The sequence below is a fragment of the Allokutzneria sp. A3M-2-11 16 genome, assembly GCF_024213555.1.
Taxonomy (GTDB): Bacteria; Actinomycetota; Actinomycetes; order Mycobacteriales; family Pseudonocardiaceae; genus Allokutzneria.
On the sequence record NZ_JANAVO010000007.1, the window covers coordinates 50,476 to 73,268 of the forward strand.

Here is a 22,793-nt window from a genome sequence, read left to right on the forward strand (position 1 = left end):
CTCCCACTCCTGCACCCGTTGTAAGAACCGCCGGGGCACGCTACCGTGACCCTGCTATTGCAATGATTGCAAGAAGGCGGGAGAGTGCTCGTGGAACCAGGGGAGAACATGGCGGGCACCGAAACCTCGCCCGCGTTCCATTCCACTATGGACGGTGCCGTCCGGGCGGGTGAACGAGCCGCCGCCGAAGTGCTCGTCCCGACACCACAGGAAGCCGACATTGCCGCACTCACCTGACCAGACCGAAGCCGAGCACATCGTCCAACGCTTCACCGAGGCGTGGAGCAAGATGGACCCCGACGCGTTCACCCCGCTGTTCCGCCCCGACGTCCGCCTGGTGCACCCCATGGACCGCGACACCCGCGGCGTCGACGAGGCGCGGGAGTTCATGCGGCGGACGATGACGCTGATCCCCGACCTGCGCTACGACGTCCACGGCTGGGCGAGCGGCTCCGGCCACGTGCTCATCTGGGGCCGCCTGCACGGCACCCTCGGCGGGGGCCCGGTCGAATGGCCGCTCGTCGACCGGATCGCCTTGGTGGACGGGCTGATCGCCGAGCGGGTCGCCTACTTCGACCCCCTGCGCGTCATCGCCGCCGTGCTGCGCCGCCCGCGAGCCTGGTTGCCCTACCTCTCGACGCGACTGGGAAGGTGAACGAGATGCGTTCGGTTCAGGTCGACGGCGCCCGACTCGCCTACGTCGACCTCGGCGACCCCGCCGCCGAGCCGATCGTGTTGCTGCACGGCTACCCGGCCAACCACCGCTCCTGGCGACACCAGCTCCCTGCCCTCGCCGAGAACCACCGCGTCCTCGCGCTCGACTGGCTCGGCTGGGGCCAATCCGAACGGCGGACGGACCTGAACTTCGACTACGACACGGAGGTGGACCGCGTCGGGCGCGCACTGGACGCGCTCGGCCTCGACGCGTGCAACCTGTTCGGGCACGACTACGGCGGTTTCCTCGCACTCGGCTTCGCACAACGACATCCGGCCCGCGTACGCAGGCTCGCCATCCTCAACAGCCGCGCCCACAGCACCTTCGAGCCCAAGTGGTACGCGATCTTCACCCTGGCCAGTCTGCTCGGGCGCACCCGCCTCGGCGGACTGCTACCGCTCGGTCAGGTCAACCGACTGGGCCTGCGCGGAATGGTGCGCTTGGGCGTCTTCGACCAGGAGACCCTCGACGACTACCTCGGCTGGATGTCCACAAAGGACGGAGCAAGCTGGCTCCTGCACTTCTTCAGCCACTACCGGGTCTCCACCCGCCAGGACGTCGCCGACGCACTCGGCACCATCCAGTGCCCCACCGCGGTCATCTGGGGCACCGCGGACGCCTACCTCCGCACCGCCATCGCCGAGGAGCTGGCGGCGCGGATACCGCGCGCCGAGCTCACGCTGGTCGACAACGCCGGGCACTTCGTCATGGAGAAGGCACCAGAAGCTGTTTCCCTTGCCCTGAAACACCTTCTAACCCGAAGCTGACCGTGGTGCGCAGGCACGCGGATGACGTGCAGTGCAGGGCTAGCATGGCGGCGGCAGCGGGCCTGATGTTCTGCTGGTGCACGGGACCGGCCACAACAGCGCCACGTGGGCTCCGGTGGCCGAACGGCTGCGTGCACACTGTCGCCTGGTCGCGACCGACATGCGGGGGCACGGGCGCACACCACTGGATTCCGATTCCCCTGAGCAGTACTGGCGTGACCTCGGTCCGGTGTGCGACGCCTTGGGATTCCAGCGGCCGATCTTGGTCGGTCATTCCACCGGCGGTTACGCGGTCACGGCGGCAACCGCGGCCGGGGTGGTCGAACCGACCGGTGTGTGCGTTCTCGACGGCTTCGTGCCCGACATCCGATCCGTTGCGCGGCAAACGATCGCGGACACCGACTGGCCGTCGCTGGCCGACTACATCGAGCAGGTGGTGGCCGATGCGGACCAGGACTGGCTCAACGCCGGTGTCGATCCCGACGTGCTGTCCGCCGACGCCGATATCCATCCCAGCGTGGAGGTCTACGATCGCGTGACCCAGCCGTTGGCGCTGGTGCTTGCCACTGAAGGGCTTCACGCCAACCACCGCGACCGTGTCGAGGCAATCGCCGCCAGCCGGGCGAACCGCGTGTTCGTGGAGTTGGCTTGTGGCCACAACGTTCACTTGCTCCGCCCTGACGAGGTCGCCGCCGTGGTGCTGGAACTCCTCGCGCTCTCTCAGGAGGAGTCTCCGTAGCGGGCGGCGACCGCGGCGGCGCGGTCGCGCAGGGAGGTGCGCAACGACTGCGGGGCAAGGGCTTCCGCGTCCGTGCCGAGCTGCCACAGCGCCCACAGGGCGTGTCGTGAATCCTGGAAGCTCACCTCCAGCCGCAACCAGCCGTCCGCGTCGGGCTCCTCGGCGCGGACGGCCACCGAAGCGTTCAGCAGGTCTTCCCGCCGCTTCGGGTTCACCCGCACCAGCACGGTCATGTGGTCGTCGGCGAGGAACTGCGCGCAGCGCTGCCGCCAGATCCGTTCCAGGTCGACCTGGTTCGGTCGCTCGGCCGGTTCGGGTAGTTCCTCAGCCGCCAGCACCCGCGACAGCCGGTAGGTGCGGTCCGCGCCGGACCTCGTCGCCAGCAGGTAGACCCGGTCGCGCACGGTGACCAGGCCGATCGGGTTCACCGTGCGCCACTGCGGTGCCTGGCCGGTTGCCGCGTAGTGGATGCGCAACCGGTGCCCGGCGAGCACCGCCCGCCGGACCTCGATCATGGTGGCACGGGGAACCTCCTCGGTGACCAGCCGGCGTGAGAGCAGGTCGGTCTCCGGCTCGACGAGAAACCGCTGGGCCGCGTCGCTCGCGGTGGCCCGATGGCCTTCCGGCAGCGCGTCGACCACCTTGCGCATGGCCGAAGTGAGCGCCGAGCCGAGGCCGAACACCTGCTCGCCGCGCCGCGATCCGGCGGTCAGCAGGGCAAGGGCCTCGTCGTGGTTCAGCCCGGTGAGCTCGGTCTGGAAACCGGGCAGCAACGCGAAACCGCCGTGCCGACCGCGCTCGGCGTAGACCGGGACACCGGCCGCCGACAACGCATCGATATCGCGCAGCACGGTGCGAGTGGACACCTCCAGCTCGCGCGCCAACGCGTCCGCGGTCAGCCGACCGCGCTGACGCAGCAGCAACACCAGCGACACCAACCGGTCGGCACGCACACGAGAACTTTACCGGAATACACGACACAGGGTGTCATGATTGGTCGGCAGGCTGATCCGCATGACAAGCAAGACAGTGGCCACTGAGCCGAACGACCTGGGCAGGTTCTTCATCGAGCGCGGCAACGCGGGCGACGTCGACGGGCTGGTGGCGTTGTACGAGCCGGACGCCGTGCTGGCGTTCCCGCCCGGCAACCTCGCGACCGGGCACGCCGAGATCCGCAAGGTGTACGAGCAGTTCGTCGCGGCCGCGCCGGTGCTCGCGCCGGGCAGGCAGCACGCGGCGCTGGTGAGCGGTGACCTGGCGCTCACGGCGTCCACGCTGACCACCGGTGAGATCACCGTCGAGATCGCCCGTCGCCAGCCCGACGGATCGTGGTTGTGGGTCCTGGACCAGCCGGTCCTCGTGCCGTAGTGGAGTGGCGGTGGGCGTGACCGCGCCCACCGCCTTGTCTTCGGACAAGACTGGGGAGGTGTGGCCGTGAGGCGCATCGCGACCATCGGCGTCTACGGCTTCACCGCCGGTGCTTTCGTCGAGACGCTCATCGGCGCGGGCGTGGGGCTGCTGCTCGATCTCCGCCAGCGTCGCGGTGTTCGGGGCCCCGACTACTCCTGGGCGAACTCGGTGCGACTCCAGCACGCGCTCGCCGCGGCGAACATCGGTTACCGGCACGTGAGGGAACTGGCGCCGACGACCGAGCTGCGCCAACTCCAGTACCGAGAGGATGATCGCCAGGGCGTGGGCAAACGCAACCGCGTCGCGCTGGCGCCGGAGTACGCCGAGCGCTACACCCACGAGATCCTCGATCCTTTCGATCTCGGCGCGCTCGTGGCGGAGCTGCCGAGCTCGGCGACCGCGTTCCTCTGCGTCGAGCGCGACCCGGAGGCATGCCACCGCTCGCTCGTGGCCGCGCGCGTGCACGCCGATCACGGCGTGCCGGTCACCGACCTCCGTTCCGTTGCACCCCTTCCTTTCTCAGGACGTCCCGGCGTTATAGCGTCAGTGGGCAATCCACCCTGATGTTCCGCAGCGGTGCCTGGTCAGGGTCGATCCACTTTGGAGGGATGAACGCCGGTATCCCGTGCTCGAAAACGATCACCCAGTCCTGATCATGGATCACATGGTGGTGATACACGCACAGCAGGACGAGGTTGTCGAGATCGGTCGGCCCGCCGTCGATCCAATGCACCACGTGATGAGCTTTGGGCTTGCCCCGGTTTGGGTTTCACCACAGCCGGTCTTCTCCTGAAGATTGTCGAAGTCCATCGTGGCGATCAGCAGCGAACGCGGCAGACCCGGAATGTCGTGGGCGGTCATCGCGATCGTCATCGCCTCGATGAACGCATCAGCCAACCGCTGCTCGAAGGTCCGAGGATCTTTCTCTCCGTCCACGCTCCTGGGTTTGGCCAACGCCATCAGGAAGGTGAAGATCCTCTCACCGTCGAGCGGACCCACCGTGGCCTCGAAATGCAGACTTCCGTCCTTGTCCCGGGCCATCCGCGCCGCCCGCCGCGCCGCCGCGTCTTGCTCGTCGCGGTAGACGCCGTCCGGGTCGACGAGGGTTCGCACGTACTTCCCGGCACGCATCAGCTGCTGCGGGTCCAACGTCGGCCCGACATCGGCCAACACCCGATCCGCATCCGCTTCGTACTCCTTAGGCAGACGCTTGATCGCGTCCGAGATCACCAACGCGTGCTCGCCGCTGATCTCACCCGCGTACATCGCATCGCGGGTATGGGGCAGGGTCGGCAACTCCCGCACCAACCGAGTCCGCCGCTTGGCCTCACCCGGATGGATTTTCAGCTTGTCCCGCAACAGCACCGCCAAGTCCTTGCAGCCGTAGGTGGCGTGCAGGACACGGTCATCAGCCTGGGTGTTGACGTCGGTCTTCACAGCGGTGAGGAGATTCCCGATCGTCTCCAACTCCAGATGGAACTCGAGGTGCTCGTTCTCGGGCAACTGGTAGGAGTCGTTGGTCGCCAGCTGCGCGGCGAGTACCTCCCGCATTGCCTTGGTATCCAACATGATCACACCTCCCTCCCATGCGGATACCCCCACTCCATCACAACTTCTCAGCATGTCAAATCATTGCCACACAAGGAAAACGCCAGGCGCCGACCATGCGTCAGGCGCCGCTGGAACGGTCGGCTTTACCTGGGAATGGGACGCGGCGCGCGCGAACCTGCCCGCACGGAGCACCACCGTGATGATTCCCGGTGCATCACATGACATCCACCGCAGCCGACTCGACGCTGACCTCCGCGCTCGCGAGCAGCGGGGGATCGCCTTCTGCTTCACCATCTCCCCAGACTCCACAGTGGACGCACGGACAGTCACCTGAACGTGTGACATGACCAACCACGAGACCGCGGGAGGCCTTACCGTCGCACACTCCGCACCAGGAAGGAGGAACCAGTGGGAGGGTCAGGGTGGTCCTATCGAACCGCCTTTCACGGTGACGTCAGTGCGGCGCTGATTTCCTTGCGCCACAAGGTTTTCGCGGCCGGGGACTACTTCTGGCCGGACAGCTGGGGCCCACGGCCCGCCAGCCTTGACGAACTGCTGGAGGACGAGGGCACCCAGGAAGCCGGTACCCACTCGATCATCGACGTGCACAGGGTGATCGACCCGGATCAGTCCGACGGCTACTTCACGGTACGCCCGCTGACTCCGGCGGAGACGCAGAAGCACTTCGGGACGGACGAGCCGACCCCGGAACAGTTCGATCACGTCGACGCCAGCGGCGAGCTGTCCGTCCCACACGGCTGGAGCGCGCGGTGCGTTCCGCTCTTCACCGAAGGCGGACCGACCGAGATCGGCTTCTGGGGATCCTCTGGCGACTAGGCCACGTCCTGCACGTGGTCACCAGCAACCACGGCACCCCGCACACTCCCCCAGAACATCACCACCGCAGCCCAAATCTCCCGTTTCGTACTCAAAACGGGTTTTTGGAGCGCTCTTTTTCCCGTTATGAGTACGAAACGGGGTTCTCTAGACGGCGCCCGCCGTGGATGGGGTGAGCGGGCACGTGTGGGGCATGGGGACAGTTTACTTGGTGTGCGGAGTGCGGGCGGGGGTTGGAGGACACGGCTTAGTGTGGTCAGGACCTCGGGGCGGGCAGGAAGGGTGAGCGTGGAGGATTACCGCAAGCGAGCGTGGAAGCCCGCGGGGTCCAGGCCGCACATCGTCATCGCGACGCCGCAGCTGGCCGAGACGCAGAGCGCGTACCTCGCGCTGGCTGACCAGTGGTGGGCGCGGGAGCAGCCCGCCGCCGGGCCGACCCGCGAGCAGGCCCTGCCCGCCGTCGAGGCCGAGTACCTGCACATCGCACTGGCACGGCCGAACATCCCCTCCAGCGACGTCAGCCCCGCCCAGTGGGACTCGCTGGAGGCCGACCTCACCGCACGCCTGAGCGGTCTGGAGCCGTCGCGCCCCCTCACGATCAACCGTCCCAGGTCCGGCCCCCACTCCGTCGAGGCTTTCGTCGACCGCTCCCCCGGACTCGACGCCCTCGCCGCCCATGCCCGCGCCAGCCTGCGCGGCGTGTTCGGTGACAAGGCCGTCCGCGAACCTCCTATGGCGCGGGGGCCGTGGCGGCCTCACGTGCGCATCGCTTACGCCACCACGGACTTCGACGACCTGCGGCTGGACGGCGAATCTCTGGACGGCGGGGTGCTCACGGGCCTGCTGACCACGGACCTGGACGCTTTTCTCAACCCCCTCCAGGCCCTCCACGTGCAGGAGATCGCGATCGTCGACAACGACGCCTTTCCCCACAACGGCGGGGGACCGTGCTGGGACGCCGACACCGTCCGCACCATCCCGCTCCGCTGACGGCTACAACCACTACACCGGACCGATCGAGGGTGCGCTGAGTCCTGATCTCAGTCGAGGCAGAACTCGTTGCCCTCGATGTCCTGCATCACGATGCACGACTCGTTGACGCCATCGGCGGGCAGCAGTCGCTCGCGTGCCGCGCCGAGCGCGATCAGGCGCGCGCACTCGGCTTCGAGTGTGGCGAGGCGTTCCTCACCCACGAGCCCGGTGCCCGCGCGCACACAGAGGTGCACCCGGTTCTTGACGACCTTGCCCTCGGGAACGCGCTGGAAGTACATCCGCGGGCCCACACCGGTGGGGTCCATGCAGACGAACGCCGCGCCCTGGCGCTCCGGCGGCAGCGAACGGTCGAAGTCGGCCCACGTGGCGAACCCCTCCGGTGCCGGAGGTACGACGTAGCCCAGCACCTCGCACCAGAAACGGGCGACGCGCTCGGGTTCCGCGCAGTCGAAGGTGACCTGGAACTGCTTGACCGATCCCATCAATCCACCCTAGTACGCGGCGGCCAGCAGCTCGGCGACCTTCGTCCGGTCGATCTTCCCGCTCGGCGAGCGGGGCAGCTCGGGGAGCACGGTCAGCGTCGCCGGGACCGAGACCGCGGGCAGCACCTCGCCGAGCTGTTTGAGCAACACGTCGGTGTCCAGGGCGACGCCGTCGGCGGCGGTCGCCGCGGCGCGCAGGACACGGGTGCCCGGCGCCGTCTCGACCACGACGGCGACCGCGGCGAGCACGTCGGGCTGGGCGACGAGCCAGGCGTCGACCTCCAGCAGGTTCACCCGGACCCCACGGATCTTGACCTCGTCGTCGATCCTGGTCAGGAACTGCACGACGCCGTCGGCGATCCGGACGAGGTCGCCGGTGCGGAACACCCGCCGGTGACCGTGCCGGGTCGGCGGCAGCTCCGGGTACTTCGCCTCGGTGAGCTCGGGCAGGCCGTGGTAGCCCAGTGACACCGCGGCGCCCGCGACGAGCAGCTCGCCGACCGCGGGATCGGCGGGGTCCACCGGGTCGACCAGGACCTCGCAGCCGGGCAGCGGGACGCCGATCGGCGGCAGGGCGGGCCAGTCCCGACTCGGGCCGGTGAGGATGTGCGAGGTCACCATCGCCGACTCGCTCTGGCCGTAGTGGTTGACCAGGCGGCAGCGCGGCAACCGGTCGAAGAGCTCGCGGATCTGCGGGGTGCAGATCAGCTGCTCCCCCGCGGTGTTCACCTCGACCAGGCGCAGCGCCTCCGCCGACGCCTCCACCGACGCGGCGACGGCGAGCATCTGCAGGGCCATGTTGGGCAGGAACAACCGCTCGATCCGGTGGTCGACGGCCCACGCCAGCAGGGCGAAGGGGTCCCTGCGCAGGTGTTCGGGCATCACGACCAGGGTGCCCCCGCCGCAGAGGGTGCCGAGGACCTCCTGGAAGAACACGTCGAAGTTCAGCGGGGCGAACTGCGCGGTGCGCAGGTCCCGGCGGGGCGAGTGGGTGCGCTGCCACTCGGCCATGTTGGCCAGGCAGCGGTGCGGGATGGCCACGCCCTTGGGCCAGCCGGTGGAGCCGGAGGTGTAGATGACGTACATCGGCAGGTCGTCCACGGCGAGGCCGGTGACGTGCTCGTCGATCTCGCGGGCGCGGGCCCGGCCGTCCGGCTCGGGGATCGGCAGCGTCGGCACTCCGGTGTCGAACGCGGGCTCCTGGCTGGCGAAGAGCACCAGCCTGGCCTCGCTGTCGCCGAGCATGTGCCGCAGGCGCTTGACCGGGTACTCCTGGTCGAGCGGGACGTAGGTCGCGCCGACGCTGAGCACGGCCAGGAACGCCGCGACGGCCTCGGCGCCGCGCCTGCCCGTCACCGCCACCCGGTCTCGGGGCCGAATCCCTTGCGCGGTCAGCGTTTCCGCGATCTGCGCGATCCAGCCGGAGAGCTGCGCGTAGGTGAGTTCGCGGGTCTCGTCGACGATCGCGATCTCCTCCGCGCGCGCTCGCGCGGTCGCCGCCAGCGAGGCCAGCAGCGCGGGCGCGGCGGCGTCTCCGCCCCACAGGCCGACGAGGTGTCCGTGCGTCGTGTCCACGTCCTGCTACTCCTTCTCGCCGCGGGTCGCGTACCCGCAGCCGAGGCCCTGGGCGCGCATGGAGTCGGTGACCGGCTGCTTCCCCCCGGCGGAGAAGTAGTCCATCACCCGCTCCTGGATGTCGGGGGACTTCTCCTGGCTGAGCTTGAACATGCTGTCGACCGCAGCCACCTGGAAGCGGAACGCGCCGACGGCCGGGACGATCCTGCGGAAGTACTCCTGCGAGTCCGCCGGGTCCCAGCCCTTGCCGAAGCGGGATTCCAGCGTGGCCACGGTCTGCCGGATCACGTCCAGGGTCGGGTCGATGCCGTCGATCGGGTGCACCGTTCCCCGCACGTGCACCGAGACGAAGTTCCACGTCGGTGCCGCGGGCGTGACCCGGTAGGCCTCCGGCGAGATGTAGCCGTGCGGGCCGGTGAACACCAGGGTGGCCGGACAGCCGTCGCTGAGGGCCTTCCAGTGCGGGTTGGCGCGGTTGAGGTGACCGAGCAGCGTGGTCCCGACCAACTCGCCCGACATGGGGCCCGCCAACGGGAAGATCACCGGCAGGTGCGTGATGAAGGGCTGCCCCGAACCATTGCTGACCAACATCGCCAGCGCGTTGTCGCGGATCACCGCGCGTTGCCGGTCCGGATCGCCGACCTGGTACTCAGGGGGTACGAACACGGCGTCACCTCACCTCGTTCACGGCGGAAGCGGCGCGGACCGACTCGGCGATCTCCCCCGCGCGGACCGCGATGTTGGACAGCAGCCCGGAGGAGATCCCGTGCGAGTGCTCGGTGATCGCTCCGTGCAGGTAGATCCCGCACTCCATCGAGGCCGAGGTGACGACGCGGTAGTCCCGGCCGAGCACCGGGCGGCCTTCGCGGTCGACCTTGCACTGCGAGAGCAGCCCGCCGAGCATGGGCGCCGGGTCGCTGGGGTGGTAACCGGTGGCGTAGACCACCGCGTCGGCCTCGATGACGCGGTGCCTGCCGGTGGGCAGGGACTCCACCGTCAGCCGGACGCGGTCACCGAGGTCGCTCATCTCCCGCACCGCAGACGTGCCGTGCACGTGCAGCCGCCGGTTGCCGGTCACCGACTCCAGGTAGCTGCGGCGGTGCAGTTCCTCCACCAGATCGCCGTCGACGACCGCGTAGTTGGTGTTGGCGTGGTAGTCGAACAGGCGCCGTCGCACCGATTCCTCAGCGCCGTGGATCTCATCGACCGAGGCCGCGTCGAATATCCGGTTCGTGAACGGGCTGTCGTCGGCGACGCTGTAGCCGAACCTGGCGAACACCGCGTGCACCTCGGCGTCGGCGAAACGCCGGTGCAGGTACTCGGTGGCCTCGGCGGCGCTTTGCCCGGACCCCACGACCACGAACCGCTTGGGGGCGCTCGGCGCGATCCGCTCGACGCTGCTGAGCAAGGTGGAGCTGTGCCAGACCCGGTCGGAGACCAGGACGCCCTCGGGCAGCCGCGGCGTGAGCCCGGCGGCGATCACGACGTTGCGCGCCCGCCGCACGACCTGCTCGCCGCCGCGGCGGGCGAGGACCTCCAGGCAGCTCACCACGCCGTCGCTGAGCACCGGCCGGACCGCGGTCACCTCGCAGCCGTACTCGACCTGCTCGGCGAAGCGCTCGGCGGCCCAGTGCAGGTAGTCGTGGAACTCCACCCGCAACGGGAAGATCGTTTTGCTGTTGACGAACTCGGCCAGCCTGCCGCGCTGGTGCAGATAGGAGACGAAGGAAAACTCGCTGACCGGATTCCGCAGCGATACGAGATCCTTCAGAAAAGACACCTGCATCGTCGCGCCGTCGATGAGCATGTCCCGATGCCAGCCAAATCTGGACTGCTTCTCCAGGAAGACGGCCGGGCCCGGAGCACCATTCACCGAGCCCGATTCAGCCTCGGCGACGGCGATGGCGAGTGCGAGATTCGACGGTCCGAATCCGATCCCCAGCAAGCCGATAACCGGCTTATCAGGCTCCATGTGGTGGTTTCCTGTTCTGCTCGCGCACAGCCATGGTTGAAGCAGGCCAGGGGCGTGCACACGTCTCCCCCAGACCGCCACGACCCCCAGATGACCGTGACTGCGGCGGGAGTCTAGCCGACCGTTCACCCCATGTCCGTGAGATAGCGAATCTCTTCAGAAAGTGGAAATCACCGACCACCGGACACATACTCGAGCGTGGTCGATCATGCCGTCTTTGAAGTCCGTTGAGTGCCGCAGAACGCCATGCTATGGTCCCGCCGATCTGAAGCGGGGACGCACCGCGGCATGCCGCGGACAAGTGACGAGTTTCTTCTGGGGGAGAGGCTTCACATGAACTTCTTCGATGCATTCATTATATTCAGGCGTGAATCCCTTGGGTCCGCCGAGCGGCGTCTGATATGAGCCTGCGCGAGGCCGACCGGCTCCGTGAGGACGTCCCGGGCATCACCCGCCACCGCTTTCCCGAGGACGTCGAGCGCTCCCTCGCGCGGCTGCGCGGACTGGACAACTGGCACGGGCCGCTGGCCCTGCTCACCGACTGGGCCGTGATCATCGGCGCCGCGGCGGTCACCGAGCGGTTCAGCGGTTGGGCGTGGTGGCCGGTGTACCTGGTCGTGGCCCTGCCGGTGATCGGGACGAGGCAGCGGGCGCTGGCCACGCTGCTGCACGAGGCGACCCACCGCGTGCTCGCGAAGAACCGCGCCCTGAACATGTTCCTGGGCACGGTGCCCTCCGCGCACCTGGTGCTGCAGAGCCACCGCACCTACGAGCGCAGCCACCTGCGCGACCACCACGGCGGCTTCGGCAACCCCCGCACCGATCCCGACCTGCGGGCGCACATCGCCAGCGGGCTGTACCGGCCGATGACGGGCCGGGCGTTCACCCTGCGGTACCTGCTCGCGCCGCTGGTCGGGGTGCGCACGCTGGCGCTGGTCAAGGAGCTGCTGGTCAGCAGGCTGGCCGGGAACCGGTCGGAGATCACCGCCGGGCTCGGCGTGCTGCTCTACGTCGGCTCCGTTGGCGCGGTGTTCACCGCCACCGGGGCGGGACGGCTGTTCCTCGCCTACTGGCTGGTGCCGTTGTTCCTGGTGTTCCCGCTGGTGAACTGGTACATCGAGCTGCTGGAGCACTTCCCGCTGGTCGGCAGGGAACGGGTGGACATCCGCGCCTCCCGGCCGCGCGCGGTCGGCTGGTTCTCCCGGCACCTGCTCGGCATCCACAACGAGGGATACCACCTCGACCACCACCTCTCGACGAAGATCCCGTTCTGGAACCTGCCCGCCGCCCACCGGCTGCGGCTGCGCGATCCCCACTACCGGGCGGCCGTCGAGGCCAGCTCGCCACCGGGAACCGGCCTGCTCTGGCAGTTCCGCGACATGGCGCGGCAGATCGACGCGGGCACGACGACGGCCCGGATCGGCGAGCTCGGCCACACCCTCCCGGAACTGGCGAGGAAGGGCGGTTCACGTGGCTGAGCACCGGGACGCGACGCGGTACGTGCACGCGGGAACGGAACTCCCCGCAAAGCCCGCGCTGGCCCCGGCGCTGCACCAGTCCTCGGTCATCTACGCCAGGTCGGTGCGCGAGGCGGTCGACCTGGAGAACATGGCCGACGGCGTCAGCAGCTACACCAGGGTGGCCAATCCGACCGTCCAGCGGCTGGAGAGCGCCGTCGCCGAGTTGGAGGGCGGCGCGTGCGGGCTGGCCGCCCCGTCCGGGATGGGCGCGCTGACCCTGGTTTTCCTGACGCTGCTCGGTCCCGGGGACCGGGTGGTGGCCGCGACGCACAGCTACGCGGACACGATCGGCGTGCTGCGGGAACTCTCCGCGCGGATCGGCTTCGAGCTGCACGTCATCGACCTCTCCAGCGCTGCGGGGATCGACGCGGTGCACTCGATCCGGCCGACCATGGTCGTGACCGAGACGCCGAGCAATCCCATGGTGCGGGTGGTGGACCTGCCGCTGCTGTCGTCGGTGCTGCGACCGATGGGCGCGCGGCTGGTGGTGGACAGCACGCTGGGCACGCCGGTCAACCAACGGCCGCTGGAGCTGGGCGCGGACATCGTGGTGCACAGCGCGTCGAAGTACCTCGGCGGGCACTACTCGGTGATCGGCGGGGTGCTCGTCACCGACGCGGAGACCGCCGCGCGGCTGCACCACATGCGCACGATGACCGGGATCTGCATGGATCCGCACGGTGCGTGGCAGGTCCTCAACGGCCTCCAGACGCTCGGTGTCCGGGTGCGCAGGCAGAACGGCTCCGCCCAGCGGATCGCGGAGTTCCTGCGAGACCGCGAGGACATCGAGTTCGTGGCGTACCCGGGGCTGCCGGAGGACGACTCGCACGAGGTCGCCGCGCGCACGATGGACGGCTTCGGCGGGGTGCTGGCCTTCGGCGTCCGCACCGACCGCGACGGTCTCGCGGCGTTCCTCGACGGCGTGCGCCTGTGCACGCTCGCGGTGAGCCTCGGTGGCACGAAGACCCTCATCGAGTCGCCCGCGCTGATGTCGCACGCCCAGGGCGGTCCGGACAACGAGTCGCTGAGCGTGATCCCGGCGAACGCGGTGCGGCTGTCCGTTGGTCTTGAAGATCCCGAGGACCTCATCGACGACCTCGCACAGGCGCTGGACTCCCTCGCCGTGCGTTCGGGCGCCTGACCGATTGGCTCACTGTGGTGCAGGTAGACATTTCTCCCGCGGGCGTGCGGGATCAGGCGGTTGTCGAACGCTGGCTGGGCCGCGTCGCGGGCGCCACGGGCGAGCCCGCGTTCGACCGAGCGTCGACCGCCCCGCCAGGGGAACGGGTGCCGGTGGCGGAGACCCGCTTGCTCACCGCCATGGCCGGTGGCAGCCCGGTGGGACTGCACCTGCTCGTGGTCGCCGCGACCCGGCTGGTGCTGACGGCGCTGACCGGCCGGGACGACCACCTCGTGCTGATGCCCGCCCCTGTTGGCGGGAGCGGCGGCGAGCTGGCGATCTCGACTCGGCCGGAGCCGGGGGCGCCGGTGTCGGCGTTCCTGGCCGCGCTGCACCGGGAATGGGCGGAGACAGCGCCGATGGCGTGGCCGGACCGGGCTGCCCTGGCGGCCCGGCTCGACGCCATCGGCTCGGCGGCGGGCGTGGCGCTCTCCCAGATCGCAGTGGTCACCGAGGGCGCTCATGCGGCGGGACTGCTCGCGCCGGTCGCGCTGACGGTCACCGCCCGGGTCGACGGTGACGAGCTGGTCATCGGCGCGGCGCCCGGAGCGCCGTCCCTGGGCCGTGCCCTGGTCTTGGGCGTCGCCGCGGCGCTCGGCTCGCTGGCGGGGAATCCGCACCAGCCCTGGGAAGAGGTCGACACCCTCGGCGACCGGCAACGCGCCGAACTGTCGCGTCTGTCCACTGTGGACTCCGCGATCTCAGAGACCGCGGTGACCCTGGCCGACAGCGGCGATGCGGACTCGGTGGCCGTGGACGACGGGGCGGCGGGAAGCTGGACGCGATCCGTTCTGCGGCAGCGTTCGAGGGCGATGGCCGCGGTGCTGCGCGAGCGCTACTCGGTTGGTCCGGGAGACCGCGTCGCGCTGTCCCTGCCCGCGGGTGCCGACCTCGTCGTGTGCGCGCTCGCGGTGTGGCGCGCCGGTGCCTGCCTCGTTCCGCTCGATCCGACGCAATCCCCTGCGCGGCAAGGGCTTCTCGTGCGCCGAAGCGAAGCTGTGCTGCTCATCGCCGACGAGACGCCGACCGCGGGGACGCCTTGGGTGCGCCCGGACGACCTTGTCGGCGACGAGGGTGCTTTGGACCAGCCCACCGCGACAGAGCCCGCAGTGTTGTACTTCGCCGACGAAGACGGTGTCCCGCAGCCGGTTGTGCTCACGCATGGTGCGCTGGCCCAGCACGCGCTCGCCGTCGCCGCCCTCGCCGGGGGCGAGGGCCAGGCCATGCTCGCCGAGACCGGGACAGCCGCGCTCGCGATCCAGGTGCTGGCCACCCTCGCCGCGGGCGGCAGCCTGGTTCCGGTCGGCGCTCCGTACGAACTCGACGGCACGTCGTTCTGGCGGGCGGTTCGGGAAGGCCGCGTCACGGCCGTCGACGCCTCGGCAGCCGTGGTCGCCGAACTGCTGGATTCGGCGCCCCAGGACGGTGTTCCCGTGCTGGCGCACTGCGTTGTCCGCGGTGAGCGGGTGCGCGGTGGCCTGGATGCGCGGGTGACCCACAACATCTATGCGCCGAGCCTGGGCGATGACTGGTTCATGGTCACCGTCCCCACCGAGGGAGAGGTCGGGCTGTCCGCACCGGGGGTCGAGGTCACGGTGCTGACGCCACGCGGCACTCTCGCGCCCATTGGCGTCTTCGGCGAAGCACACGTGCACTCGGTGGGCACCGGTGTCCGCGCGCGCTGGCGCGAGGACGGCACGCTGGAGCTGGACCGCGCCGAACACCCGGTGCCGGACACCGCGGCGGTGGCGTGGATTCCGGCCGACGAGCACGGCAAGCTGGTCGTGCGCGCGTGGACGGCCGTGTTCGGAACGGCGCCCTCGGCCGACGACGACTTCCTGGAGATCGGCGGGCACAGCCTGACCGCCGCCCAGCTCGCCGTCACGATCTGCGAGTACGCCGGGCGAGACGTCGTTCTGGTCCGTGACGTGTTCGCCGCGCGGACCCCGGCACGGCTGCGCGACCTGCTTGCCACCGCCGAGACGCCGGTGCCCGCCACTGCCGAACCGGGTCCGCGTCAGCGGGCGAGCAGCGCGCAGTGGCGGATGTGGTTCCTGGAGCAGTACGAGGAGAGCGCACTCCGGCCGCACAACGTGATCAACGCCTACCGGCTGCCGGGACCGGTCTCCCCGCAGGCCGTCTCCGACGCCGTCGCGGCGGTGCTGGAGCGGCACGAGGCGTTGCGCACGGCGCTGGTGCTGGAGGATTCCGCGCTGTACCAACACGTTCTGCCGGTCTCCGAGGTGTTTGAGGTCTGTGAGGGCGTGTCCCTGGCGGAGGTGGCCGACCGGGAGCTCAGGCACCGCTTCTCGTTGGCCTCCGGCGAGGTCCTGCGGGTGTGCTGGCTCGCCGAGCGCGACGGCGCGGGCGTGATCGTCATCAATGCCCACCACAGTGCCTGCGACGCCTGGTCGATGGCGGTCATCGTGCGTGATCTCGCCGCGGAGCTGGGACTCGGTCCGCCCGCTCCGCTCCGGCCCGCGCAGTACCGCGAGTACAGCGCGGAGCGGGCATCGGCCGACGAACTCGCGACCGGGCGGGAGTTCTGGTGCCGCGAGCTGGCCGACCTCACCGATGTCCCGCTGCCGCTCGACCGCCCGCGCCCGCCGGTGCGCGGCTCAGCGGGCGGTACGGTCGAACTCACCCTCGACCAGCGGAGCACCCGCGCGCTGCTCGCTCTGTGCCGCGAGCGGGGCACGACTCCGTTCGTCGTGCTCGTGGCGGCCGTGCGCGTACTGCTCCTGCGGTGGTGCGCGAGCCCGGTGGTGCCGCTGGGCACGGCCTCTGCCGGGCGGGACAACCCCCGCTACGCCGACAGCGTCGGCCTGTTCGTCAACACCTTTGTGCTCCGCACGGCGATCGACCCGGACGCCGGTTTCCGGGACGCCGTCGAGCGGTGCCTGCGGACCGCCGAAGCGGTGCGGCCCCACCAGGACCACCCGTTCGACCACGTCGTGGACGACCTCGCCGCGGACCGGGAGGCGAACCGCACTCCCCTGTTCGACGTGCTGGTCGAGATGGGCGGGGACGAACTGGTGGCCAGGGCGGGGGCCGCGCGGCACCTGCCGTTGGAGAGCCCGGTGGCGGACTTCGACCTGGCGCTGAGTTTCGGCGAGCCCACGGCGGAGCGCCCGCTACCGGTGCGGTTGCGCTACCGGGACGACGTGTTCGACCGGGCGACCGTGGTGCGGCTCGGCGAGCAGCTGCTGCACCTCATCCCCGGTCTGCTCGCGGCACCGGACGAGCCGGTCGCCTCGATCCCCGTGCTGCCCGCCGCCCAGGAGCGCTTCCTGCTCGACGTTGGCGCCGCGGACACTTCCGCGCGGGCGGAGGGCCTGACACTGCTCGATCTCTTCCGGCGCCAGGTCGAACTCCGTCCGGACGCCCTGGCTGTGCGGTTCGGCGCGCGGACGCTGAGCTTCGCCGAACTCGACGCGCGCGCGACTCGGCTGGCCCGTCGCATCGCGTCGGTCTCGGCGTTGGGCGAGGACAGTCCGGTCGCCATTCTCATGGAGCCGAGCGAGCGGCTTCCCGTTGCGGTGCTGGCGGTCCTGCGCACGGGCTGCCCGCTGATTCCGCTTGATCCAGCGGCTCCCGCCGCGCGCGTGCACCGGCTGTTGCGGGCCGCCGGTGTGACCGCTGTGGTGGCCGATACCCCACTGGACCTCGGCGTCGCGGTGGTCAGCTCGGCGGACGAGGAGCCGGACCACCACGTGGAACTCCCTCCTGCCAACGAGATCGGCCCCGGCCGGGTCGCGTACGTGATCTTCACTTCGGGTTCGACCGGTGAGCCCAAGGGGGTTCGCGTCGAGCACCGCGGGATCGTCAACACGGTGGTGTTCCGCACCGGGTACTACGGCCTCGGTCCCGGGACGCCCGCCGTCCAGGTCCTGCCGACGCACTTCGACGGCGGCATGCTGAGCCTGCTCAACGCCCTGTGCGCGGGCGCGGCACTGGTGCTGCTCCCCCGCGAGGACGTGCTCTCCCCGGAGCGGGTGGCCGAGGTGGTGGCCGCCGCCGGGGTCCGGCACGTCGTCCTCGGCCCCGGCCTGTACCAGCACCTGCTCCGCGCGGATGGCCTGCCCGGCCTCCGGCAGGTCGTGCTCGGCGGCGAGCAGGTGCTGCCCCAGCTGGTCCGGGAGCACGTGGCGGCGGCACCGGATTGCGCCCTGTACAACGAGTACGGGCCGACCGAGGACAGCGTCTGCACCACCGTTTCCCACGTCACGGCGCCCTTCGACGAGGACATGGGCGTGCTGATCGGCTCGCCCATCGCCGGCAAGACCGTCGACCTGCTCGACGCCGGTGGGCGGCTGGTCCCCCTCGGTGCCACCGGGGAGATCTGCATCGGCGGTCCCGGGCTCGCCCGCGACTACCTCGGCGCTCCGGAGCGCACGGCGCGGGTGTTCACCGCCAATCCGGTACGGCCTGGCACGCGGATGTACCGGACCGGTGACCTCGCGCAACGGCTGCCGGACGGACGGCTGCGCTACCTCGGCCGCACCGACGAGCAGGTGAAGATCCGGGGACACCGGGTGGAGCCGGGCGAGGTCCGCGCGGCGCTCGCCGAGGTTCCCGGCGTCGAGGACTGCGCGGTCATCGCCCGGCGTGACGGGGAAATCCGGCTGGTGGGCTACGTCGCCGGCGCGGTCGACCCCGCCGGGGTGCGGGCCCGGCTGGCGGAACTCCTTCCCCCTGCGATGGTTCCCGACCAGATCGTGGTGCTCGACCGGCTGCCGCGCTCGGGCTCCGGCAAGCTCCTGAGCGCCGAGCTCCCCGAGCCCGGCCGGACACCGGCGCAGCGCACTCCGGTGCCCGCGACGAGCCCGGCCGAACGACTGGTGGCCGAGGTGTGGTCACAGGCGTTGGGGCACACCGAAACCGACGTCGAGGCGAACCTCTTCGACCGCGGCGGGCACAGCCTCGTCGCGGCACGGATCGCCCACGAGCTCGGCATTCCGGTCCGCGCGGTGTTCGCGAACCCGACCATCCGCGGCCTCGCCCGCGTTGCAGGACAGGCGCCGCCCAGTACCCGGCGGGACACTGTTCGGCGGAGCCCCGGCAACCTGGCCTCCGCGCTCCAGCGGGATCTGTGGCTGGCAAGCAGGAACACTCCGCCCAGCACCTTCCTCGTCTCCGGCGTCGTCCGGTTGCCCGGACCGGTCGATCCCGACGCGCTGCGCACGGCACTGCTCGTGCTGACCCGGCGGCACGAGATGCTGCGAACCCGCTTCCATTGGCAGGGAACAGAACTGGAGCAACAAGTCCTGCCCGAGCTGCCACAGCTGCCTTTCACCGTGGTCGATGCGCCCGACGAGGCCGCCGTCGCCGCGGAGATCGCGAAGGCGGCCCGCGCCGAGTTCCGCCCGGACACCGCCCCGCTCTTCGAGTTCCGCCTGCTGCGCGGCGACCTGCTGATCTTCGGGGCACACCACCTGATCACCGACGCGGCCAGCAGCGACATCGTTCTCCGTGACCTGTTCTCCTTGTACGACAAGGTGATCGCGGGCGAGGACCCGGTGCTGACCGGGCCCGGCCGGACCTATCGGGAGTGGGCCGAGGAGGAGGCGGACTGGCTCGGCGGCACCGCGGGCCGGGACTCCGTCGACTTCTGGGAAAAGCGGCTGCGCGGGGCTCCCCCGTCGCCCGACCTGGTTCCCGCACGTCCCCGGCCCACCGAGCGCGGTCGCATGCGGGTGACCGCCCGGACCCTCGACGTCGGCGCGGTGTCCTCGGCGGCGGGAACGCCGTTCGCCGTCCTGGTCACCGCTTTCGCCGCGCTGACCCATCGCCGGACCGGGCTCACCGATCTGGTGCTCGGCTTCCCGGCGAGCCTGCGCGATCACCCGGAGCTGGACTCGGTCGTCGGCTACTTCGTCAACACCGTGCTGCTGCGCCTGCGGCTGGACCGCACCGCGAACCTCGGCGCGACGCTGGCGGAGGTCACCGAGCGGATCGGTGAAGCGCTTGAGCACTCCCGGGTGCCCTACGGCGAAGTGGTGCAGCGGCTGCGGCCGCGAGCGCGCCCAGGACGCAACCTCATCACCGACATCGGGGTGAGCTGGGAGTCGGCGACGCTGGGCGAGGAGGCGTTCGAGGTCTCCGAGGTGCTGCCCGCCGGGCGGATGGCGACCAACGACGTCTGGCTCTACGCCCGCCCCAGCGGCGACCGGCTGCTGCTGAACCTGGCCACCGACGAGGCGGTCATCACCGACGCCGAGGCCGAGGAGATCTTGGGCGAGCTGTGCGCCCTCGTCGCCGATCTCACCACCGACCCCGCCCTGCCCCTGACGGCGGCACGGACCGACACCGAGCAGAACTGGGATGAGCTCCGCTATGACTTCTGACCACGCCGTCCGTCCGCGCCCCCGCAGGACGACGGCGACGCCGACGGACTCCGCCCCCGCGCTCGCAGTTCCGCTGCATTCCGGGCTGAGCGCCATCGCGGGCGGGCGCCCGGTGGAGGAGCTGGTCGTGTTGACCGCCGCGGTGGCCAGGGTGCTGTCGCTGGCCGAGCGCGTCGACGAGGTGGCGCTGACCGTGCGCGGGCCGTCCGGGCCGGTGCTGTGCCGGATCGGGCTCGGCGGAGTGGACACGGTGCGGGACCTGGTGATCGCCACCGACCAGGCGCTGCGGAGCGGGCTGCCCACCGAGGGCGTCGCGGGCGTCGTGGTCAGCAGGGACGGTGTCGGCGCTGGCGGTGCGCACGGTGACGTTGACTTCGCGCTCGGCACGGCGGTGGATTCCGAGGCCAGGGTCCTGCGCGGCCGTGTCGACGCGGAGCTGTTCGACCCGTGGTTCGCCGAGCTGCTGAGCCGGAGTCTGGTCACCACGCTCGCGGGGTTCAGCGAGCCCCGGCTGCCGCTGGTCGACGTGGCTTCGGGCGCGCCGCAGGACCTCGACCTGGCCAGGCGGTTCGGGACGGCGGCCTCGGTGCTCGGCGACGTCGCGGGCGCCGAGCAGGTGGCCGTGGTCGACGCGGCGGGCGCGCTGGTGCCGCCAGGATTCGTCGGCGAGGTCCAGTACCGCGTGGCCAATGGCGAGCCCGCTGGTCTTTCGCCGCGACGTTCCGGTCCGGGGACGGGCTGGTGGAGCCGGGGCGAGCTGGCGTGGTGGGCCCCGGACGGCACCCTGCGACCGTGCGGGTTCAGCACCGGAAACGGCGTGGCAGAGCCAAGATCCGATACCGGCAGGGATGCGCTGGCGGTCGTGGTCTCCGTGCTGTCCGAAGCGCTCGACCAGCCCGTGGTCCGTCCCGACGACAACTTCTTCGGGCTCGGCGGGCACAGCCTGCTGGCGCTCGCGTCGATCTCCGAGCTCAAGAAGCGGCTCGGGGTGACGGTGAGCCTGGACCGGTTCCTGATGGCCGCGACCGTCACCGAGATCGCCGCGCTGATCGAGGGGGCCGTGCCCGCCGACGACACGGCGCGGACCATCGCTCCGTCCGCCGGGGACGCCGGGCTGCTCGGTTCGCTGCTGCGCTCGGCGGGGTCGACGGGATCGGCGTCGTGCTGACCGACCGGGTCCGCGAACAGTTCGCGGCGGTGCTCGGCCTGCCGGAGGTCGAGCCGGACACGGACTTCTTCCTCGCGGGCGGGCAGAGCCTGACCGCCGTGCGGTTGTGCCTGGCCATCGAAGACGCCACGGGCAAACCGGTGAGTGGCCGGGACGTCGTCGAACGGCCGACGCCCGCCGCGCTCGCCGAACTGCTGGCGGGTAGGCCCGCGGTGGACCGCGAGCCCGTCCCCGACCGGGAGCACGGCGATCCCCTTCCGGAGGAGCCGGTCAGCGCGGAGGTGGCCTGGCTGTGGGCGGAGGTGCAACGGCGTCAGGGCGGTACCTCGGCGTACACGGTGCCCTGCTTGCTGCGGGTGCGCGGCGCGGTCGACCGCCTCGGGCTCGCCGTCGAACTGGTGCAGTGGAAGCACCCCACCCTGCGGTCGGTCTTCGTGGAGCACCGCGGCGTTCCCCGAATGCTGGTGCGCGACCGCGTCCAGCCGATGACCGTGATCGACCTCCGCGGCCGGAGCGCTGAGGTCGACGACGTGGTCCGGGCCGCGCTGCGAGAGCCCTTCGACCTCGCCGTGGGGCCGTTGTTCCGGGCAACCCTGTTGATCACCGATGGCGACGGTGGCCCCGAGCACGCGCTGCTGCTCGTCGCCGACCACTGCGTGTGCGACGGCCGGGGCCTGGAGATCATCGCCGCCGACCTGGCCGCGTTCGCCGAGTCCGGCGCCTTCTCCGCGCCCGCTCCGACCGTCGGACGAACCCGGCCCGCCAACGCCCTCGCGTACTGGCGGCGGCAGCTCCGCCCCGCCCCGCCGCCGTTGTCGCTGCCCGTGCTCGGACCGCGCGCCGCCGACCCGCGGCACGTGGTCGGCCACGTGAGCCTGGAGATCCCGGCCGCCTCGGTGCGGGCGGTCACCGAGGCCGCGCGGCGGGCGCACGCCGGTCCCTTCGCCGCGTTGCTGAGCGGCGTCGCGCACGCGATGGCCGGCGCGACCGGCGCGACCGAGTTCTGCCTGGGCACCGTCGTCGACCGCAGGCCGCTGCTCGGGCTGGACGAGGAGGTCGGCTTCCACGTGGCGACGGTGCCCGTGCGGTTGGCCGTGGACCGGCGGGCCACCCCGGCGGAGACCGTGGGCGAGGTGGCCGGGCGGCTGGCCGACGCGATCGACAACAGCGACGTGACCTTCGGTGACCTGGTCGCCGAGCTGCGGCCGGCGCGGCAGCCGGGCCGGACCCCGTGGTTCGACGCGATGGTCCTGTTCTACCCGTGGATCCGCACCGGGGACACTGTCGAGCTCTCCGGCGGAGCGCTGCTGCTCGACCACGGCCAGTTCGAGCTGACCTTCATCTTCGTCGAACACGAGACGGGACTCCGGCTCGTCGTCCAGTACGACCGGGACATCTACGCGAGAACCACGGCGGAATGGCTGGGCGCCGACGTCCTGGACAAGCTCGCGGAATTCCTCGAACCCGCCGAGGACACCGGCGCGGGCCTTTTCGGCGGATTCACCTTCGACTGAGACAGAACAAAGGAGACGCTGGC

General features: G+C 70.6%; 20 protein-coding genes. 13 read left to right on the forward strand and 7 right to left on the reverse strand.

What is annotated here, in order from left to right:
- Nucleotides 1-108 precede the first annotated feature (108 nt).
- The 4 genes from NLX83_RS29090 to NLX83_RS29105 all read left to right on the forward strand — a co-directional run bounded on the left by NLX83_RS29090 (nt 109) and on the right by NLX83_RS29105 (nt 2,221).
- Nucleotides 109-237: an FAD-dependent oxidoreductase gene (locus NLX83_RS29090; protein WP_254238400.1), complete on the forward strand. Its 129-nt coding sequence runs from the start codon at nt 109-111 to the stop codon at nt 235-237.
- Nucleotides 221-655 carry a nuclear transport factor 2 family protein gene (locus NLX83_RS29095; protein ID WP_254238401.1) on the forward strand — a complete coding sequence of 145 codons (435 nt, stop codon included), beginning with the start codon at nt 221-223 and terminating at the stop codon, nt 653-655. The genes NLX83_RS29090 and NLX83_RS29095 overlap by 17 nt, the downstream gene beginning before the upstream one ends.
- A gap of 5 nt (nt 656-660) precedes the next feature.
- Complete coding sequence (locus NLX83_RS29100; RefSeq protein WP_254238402.1) at nt 661-1,482, forward strand: alpha/beta fold hydrolase; 822 nt, start codon at nt 661-663, stop codon at nt 1,480-1,482.
- A 76-nt stretch (nt 1,483-1,558) separates the two neighbouring features.
- Entirely contained in the window at nt 1,559-2,221 is a 663-nt protein-coding gene (locus tag NLX83_RS29105; RefSeq protein ID WP_308209396.1) for an alpha/beta fold hydrolase, read from the forward strand.
- Here NLX83_RS29105 and NLX83_RS29110 read toward each other — a convergent pair.
- Nucleotides 2,203-3,174 carry a helix-turn-helix transcriptional regulator gene (locus tag NLX83_RS29110; protein ID WP_254238404.1) on the reverse strand — a complete coding sequence of 324 codons (972 nt, stop codon included), beginning with the start codon at nt 3,172-3,174 and terminating at the stop codon, nt 2,203-2,205. The two genes, NLX83_RS29105 and NLX83_RS29110, sit on opposite strands and share 19 nt — an antisense overlap.
- Before the next feature lie 76 nt (nt 3,175-3,250).
- Here NLX83_RS29110 and NLX83_RS29115 point away from each other — a divergent pair, with 76 nt between their 5' ends.
- Complete coding sequence (locus NLX83_RS29115) at nt 3,251-3,589, forward strand: YybH family protein (RefSeq protein WP_308209403.1); 339 nt, start codon at nt 3,251-3,253, stop codon at nt 3,587-3,589.
- 66 nt (nt 3,590-3,655) lie between these two features.
- Nucleotides 3,656-4,195 carry a DUF488 domain-containing protein gene (locus tag NLX83_RS29120; RefSeq protein ID WP_254238406.1) on the forward strand — a complete coding sequence of 180 codons (540 nt, stop codon included), beginning with the start codon at nt 3,656-3,658 and terminating at the stop codon, nt 4,193-4,195.
- Here NLX83_RS29120 and NLX83_RS42320 read toward each other — a convergent pair.
- Both NLX83_RS42320 and NLX83_RS29125 read right to left on the reverse strand, forming a co-directional pair.
- Complete coding sequence (locus tag NLX83_RS42320; protein ID WP_374118825.1) at nt 4,167-4,367, reverse strand: HNH endonuclease signature motif containing protein; 201 nt, start codon at nt 4,365-4,367, stop codon at nt 4,167-4,169. The genes NLX83_RS29120 and NLX83_RS42320 overlap by 29 nt on opposite strands.
- On the reverse strand, nt 4,292-5,200 hold the full coding sequence (locus NLX83_RS29125; protein WP_254238407.1) for a DUF222 domain-containing protein: 909 nt from the start codon (nt 5,198-5,200) through the stop codon (nt 4,292-4,294). The genes NLX83_RS42320 and NLX83_RS29125 overlap by 76 nt, the downstream gene beginning before the upstream one ends.
- A gap of 390 nt (nt 5,201-5,590) precedes the next feature.
- On the opposite strand from NLX83_RS29125, the gene NLX83_RS29130 reads away from it, so the two are divergent.
- Together NLX83_RS29130 and NLX83_RS29135 are read left to right on the forward strand one after the other, a co-directional pair.
- Nucleotides 5,591-6,019 carry a hypothetical protein gene (locus tag NLX83_RS29130; RefSeq protein ID WP_254238408.1) on the forward strand — a complete coding sequence of 143 codons (429 nt, stop codon included), beginning with the start codon at nt 5,591-5,593 and terminating at the stop codon, nt 6,017-6,019.
- Between the two features lie 282 nt (nt 6,020-6,301).
- Complete coding sequence (locus tag NLX83_RS29135; RefSeq protein ID WP_254238409.1) at nt 6,302-7,009, forward strand: 2'-5' RNA ligase family protein; 708 nt, start codon at nt 6,302-6,304, stop codon at nt 7,007-7,009.
- A 50-nt stretch (nt 7,010-7,059) separates the two neighbouring features.
- Here the strand turns inward: NLX83_RS29135 and NLX83_RS29140 are convergent, their stop codons facing one another.
- Genes NLX83_RS29140 through NLX83_RS29155 form a run of 4 tightly spaced genes read right to left on the reverse strand, consistent with a single transcriptional unit; the run spans nt 7,060 to nt 11,041 of the window.
- Nucleotides 7,060-7,494, reverse strand: a complete 435-nt coding sequence (locus NLX83_RS29140) for a VOC family protein (RefSeq protein WP_254238410.1) — start codon at nt 7,492-7,494, stop codon at nt 7,060-7,062.
- Nucleotides 7,495-7,503: 9 nt separating this feature from the next.
- Nucleotides 7,504-9,069, reverse strand: coding sequence for an amino acid adenylation domain-containing protein (locus tag NLX83_RS29145; protein WP_254238411.1), 1,566 nt, complete (start codon nt 9,067-9,069; stop codon nt 7,504-7,506).
- 6 nt (nt 9,070-9,075) lie between these two features.
- Nucleotides 9,076-9,735 carry an FMN-binding negative transcriptional regulator gene (locus tag NLX83_RS29150; protein ID WP_254238412.1) on the reverse strand — a complete coding sequence of 220 codons (660 nt, stop codon included), beginning with the start codon at nt 9,733-9,735 and terminating at the stop codon, nt 9,076-9,078.
- 4 nt (nt 9,736-9,739) lie between these two features.
- A complete protein-coding gene (locus tag NLX83_RS29155; protein ID WP_254238413.1) occupies nt 9,740-11,041 on the reverse strand; it encodes a lysine N(6)-hydroxylase/L-ornithine N(5)-oxygenase family protein in 1,302 nt (433 codons plus the stop codon).
- Nucleotides 11,042-11,442: 401 nt separating this feature from the next.
- Between NLX83_RS29155 and NLX83_RS29160 the strand changes: the two genes are divergently transcribed.
- Genes NLX83_RS29160 through NLX83_RS29180 form a run of 5 tightly spaced genes read left to right on the forward strand, consistent with a single transcriptional unit; the run spans nt 11,443 to nt 22,770 of the window.
- Nucleotides 11,443-12,519, forward strand: coding sequence for a fatty acid desaturase family protein (locus tag NLX83_RS29160; RefSeq protein ID WP_254238414.1), 1,077 nt, complete (start codon nt 11,443-11,445; stop codon nt 12,517-12,519).
- Nucleotides 12,512-13,702, forward strand: coding sequence for a trans-sulfuration enzyme family protein (locus tag NLX83_RS29165; protein ID WP_254238415.1), 1,191 nt, complete (start codon nt 12,512-12,514; stop codon nt 13,700-13,702). Before NLX83_RS29160 ends, NLX83_RS29165 begins: the two co-directional genes overlap by 8 nt.
- Nucleotides 13,703-13,746: 44 nt before the next feature.
- Nucleotides 13,747-20,088, forward strand: a complete 6,342-nt coding sequence (locus NLX83_RS29170; protein ID WP_254238416.1) for a non-ribosomal peptide synthetase — start codon at nt 13,747-13,749, stop codon at nt 20,086-20,088.
- Nucleotides 20,078-21,256 (forward strand): phosphopantetheine-binding protein, encoded by a 1,179-nt coding sequence (locus NLX83_RS29175; protein WP_254238417.1) that lies wholly within the window; start codon nt 20,078-20,080, stop codon nt 21,254-21,256. Before NLX83_RS29170 ends, NLX83_RS29175 begins: the two co-directional genes overlap by 11 nt.
- A complete protein-coding gene (locus NLX83_RS29180; RefSeq protein ID WP_254238418.1) occupies nt 21,250-22,770 on the forward strand; it encodes a condensation domain-containing protein in 1,521 nt (506 codons plus the stop codon). Before NLX83_RS29175 ends, NLX83_RS29180 begins: the two co-directional genes overlap by 7 nt.
- Nucleotides 22,771-22,793: the final 23 nt, after the last annotated feature.

What these genes read in the sequence shown, in the direction of transcription:
- NLX83_RS29090 (WP_254238400.1), top strand. Translation starts at nt 109, where the DNA reads ATGGCGGGCACCGAAACCTCGCCCGCGTTCCATTCCACTATGGACGGT.
- NLX83_RS29100 (WP_254238402.1), top strand. Translation starts at nt 661, where the DNA reads ATGCGTTCGGTTCAGGTCGACGGCGCCCGACTCGCCTACGTCGACCTC.
- NLX83_RS29125 (WP_254238407.1), bottom strand. Translation starts at nt 5,200, where the DNA reads ATGTTGGATACCAAGGCAATGCGGGAGGTACTCGCCGCGCAGCTGGCG.
- NLX83_RS29140 (WP_254238410.1), bottom strand. Translation starts at nt 7,494, where the DNA reads ATGGGATCGGTCAAGCAGTTCCAGGTCACCTTCGACTGCGCGGAACCC.
- NLX83_RS29155 (WP_254238413.1), bottom strand. Translation starts at nt 11,041, where the DNA reads ATGGAGCCTGATAAGCCGGTTATCGGCTTGCTGGGGATCGGATTCGGA.
- NLX83_RS29160 (WP_254238414.1), top strand. Translation starts at nt 11,443, where the DNA reads ATGAGCCTGCGCGAGGCCGACCGGCTCCGTGAGGACGTCCCGGGCATC.
- NLX83_RS29175 (WP_254238417.1), top strand. Translation starts at nt 20,078, where the DNA reads ATGACTTCTGACCACGCCGTCCGTCCGCGCCCCCGCAGGACGACGGCG.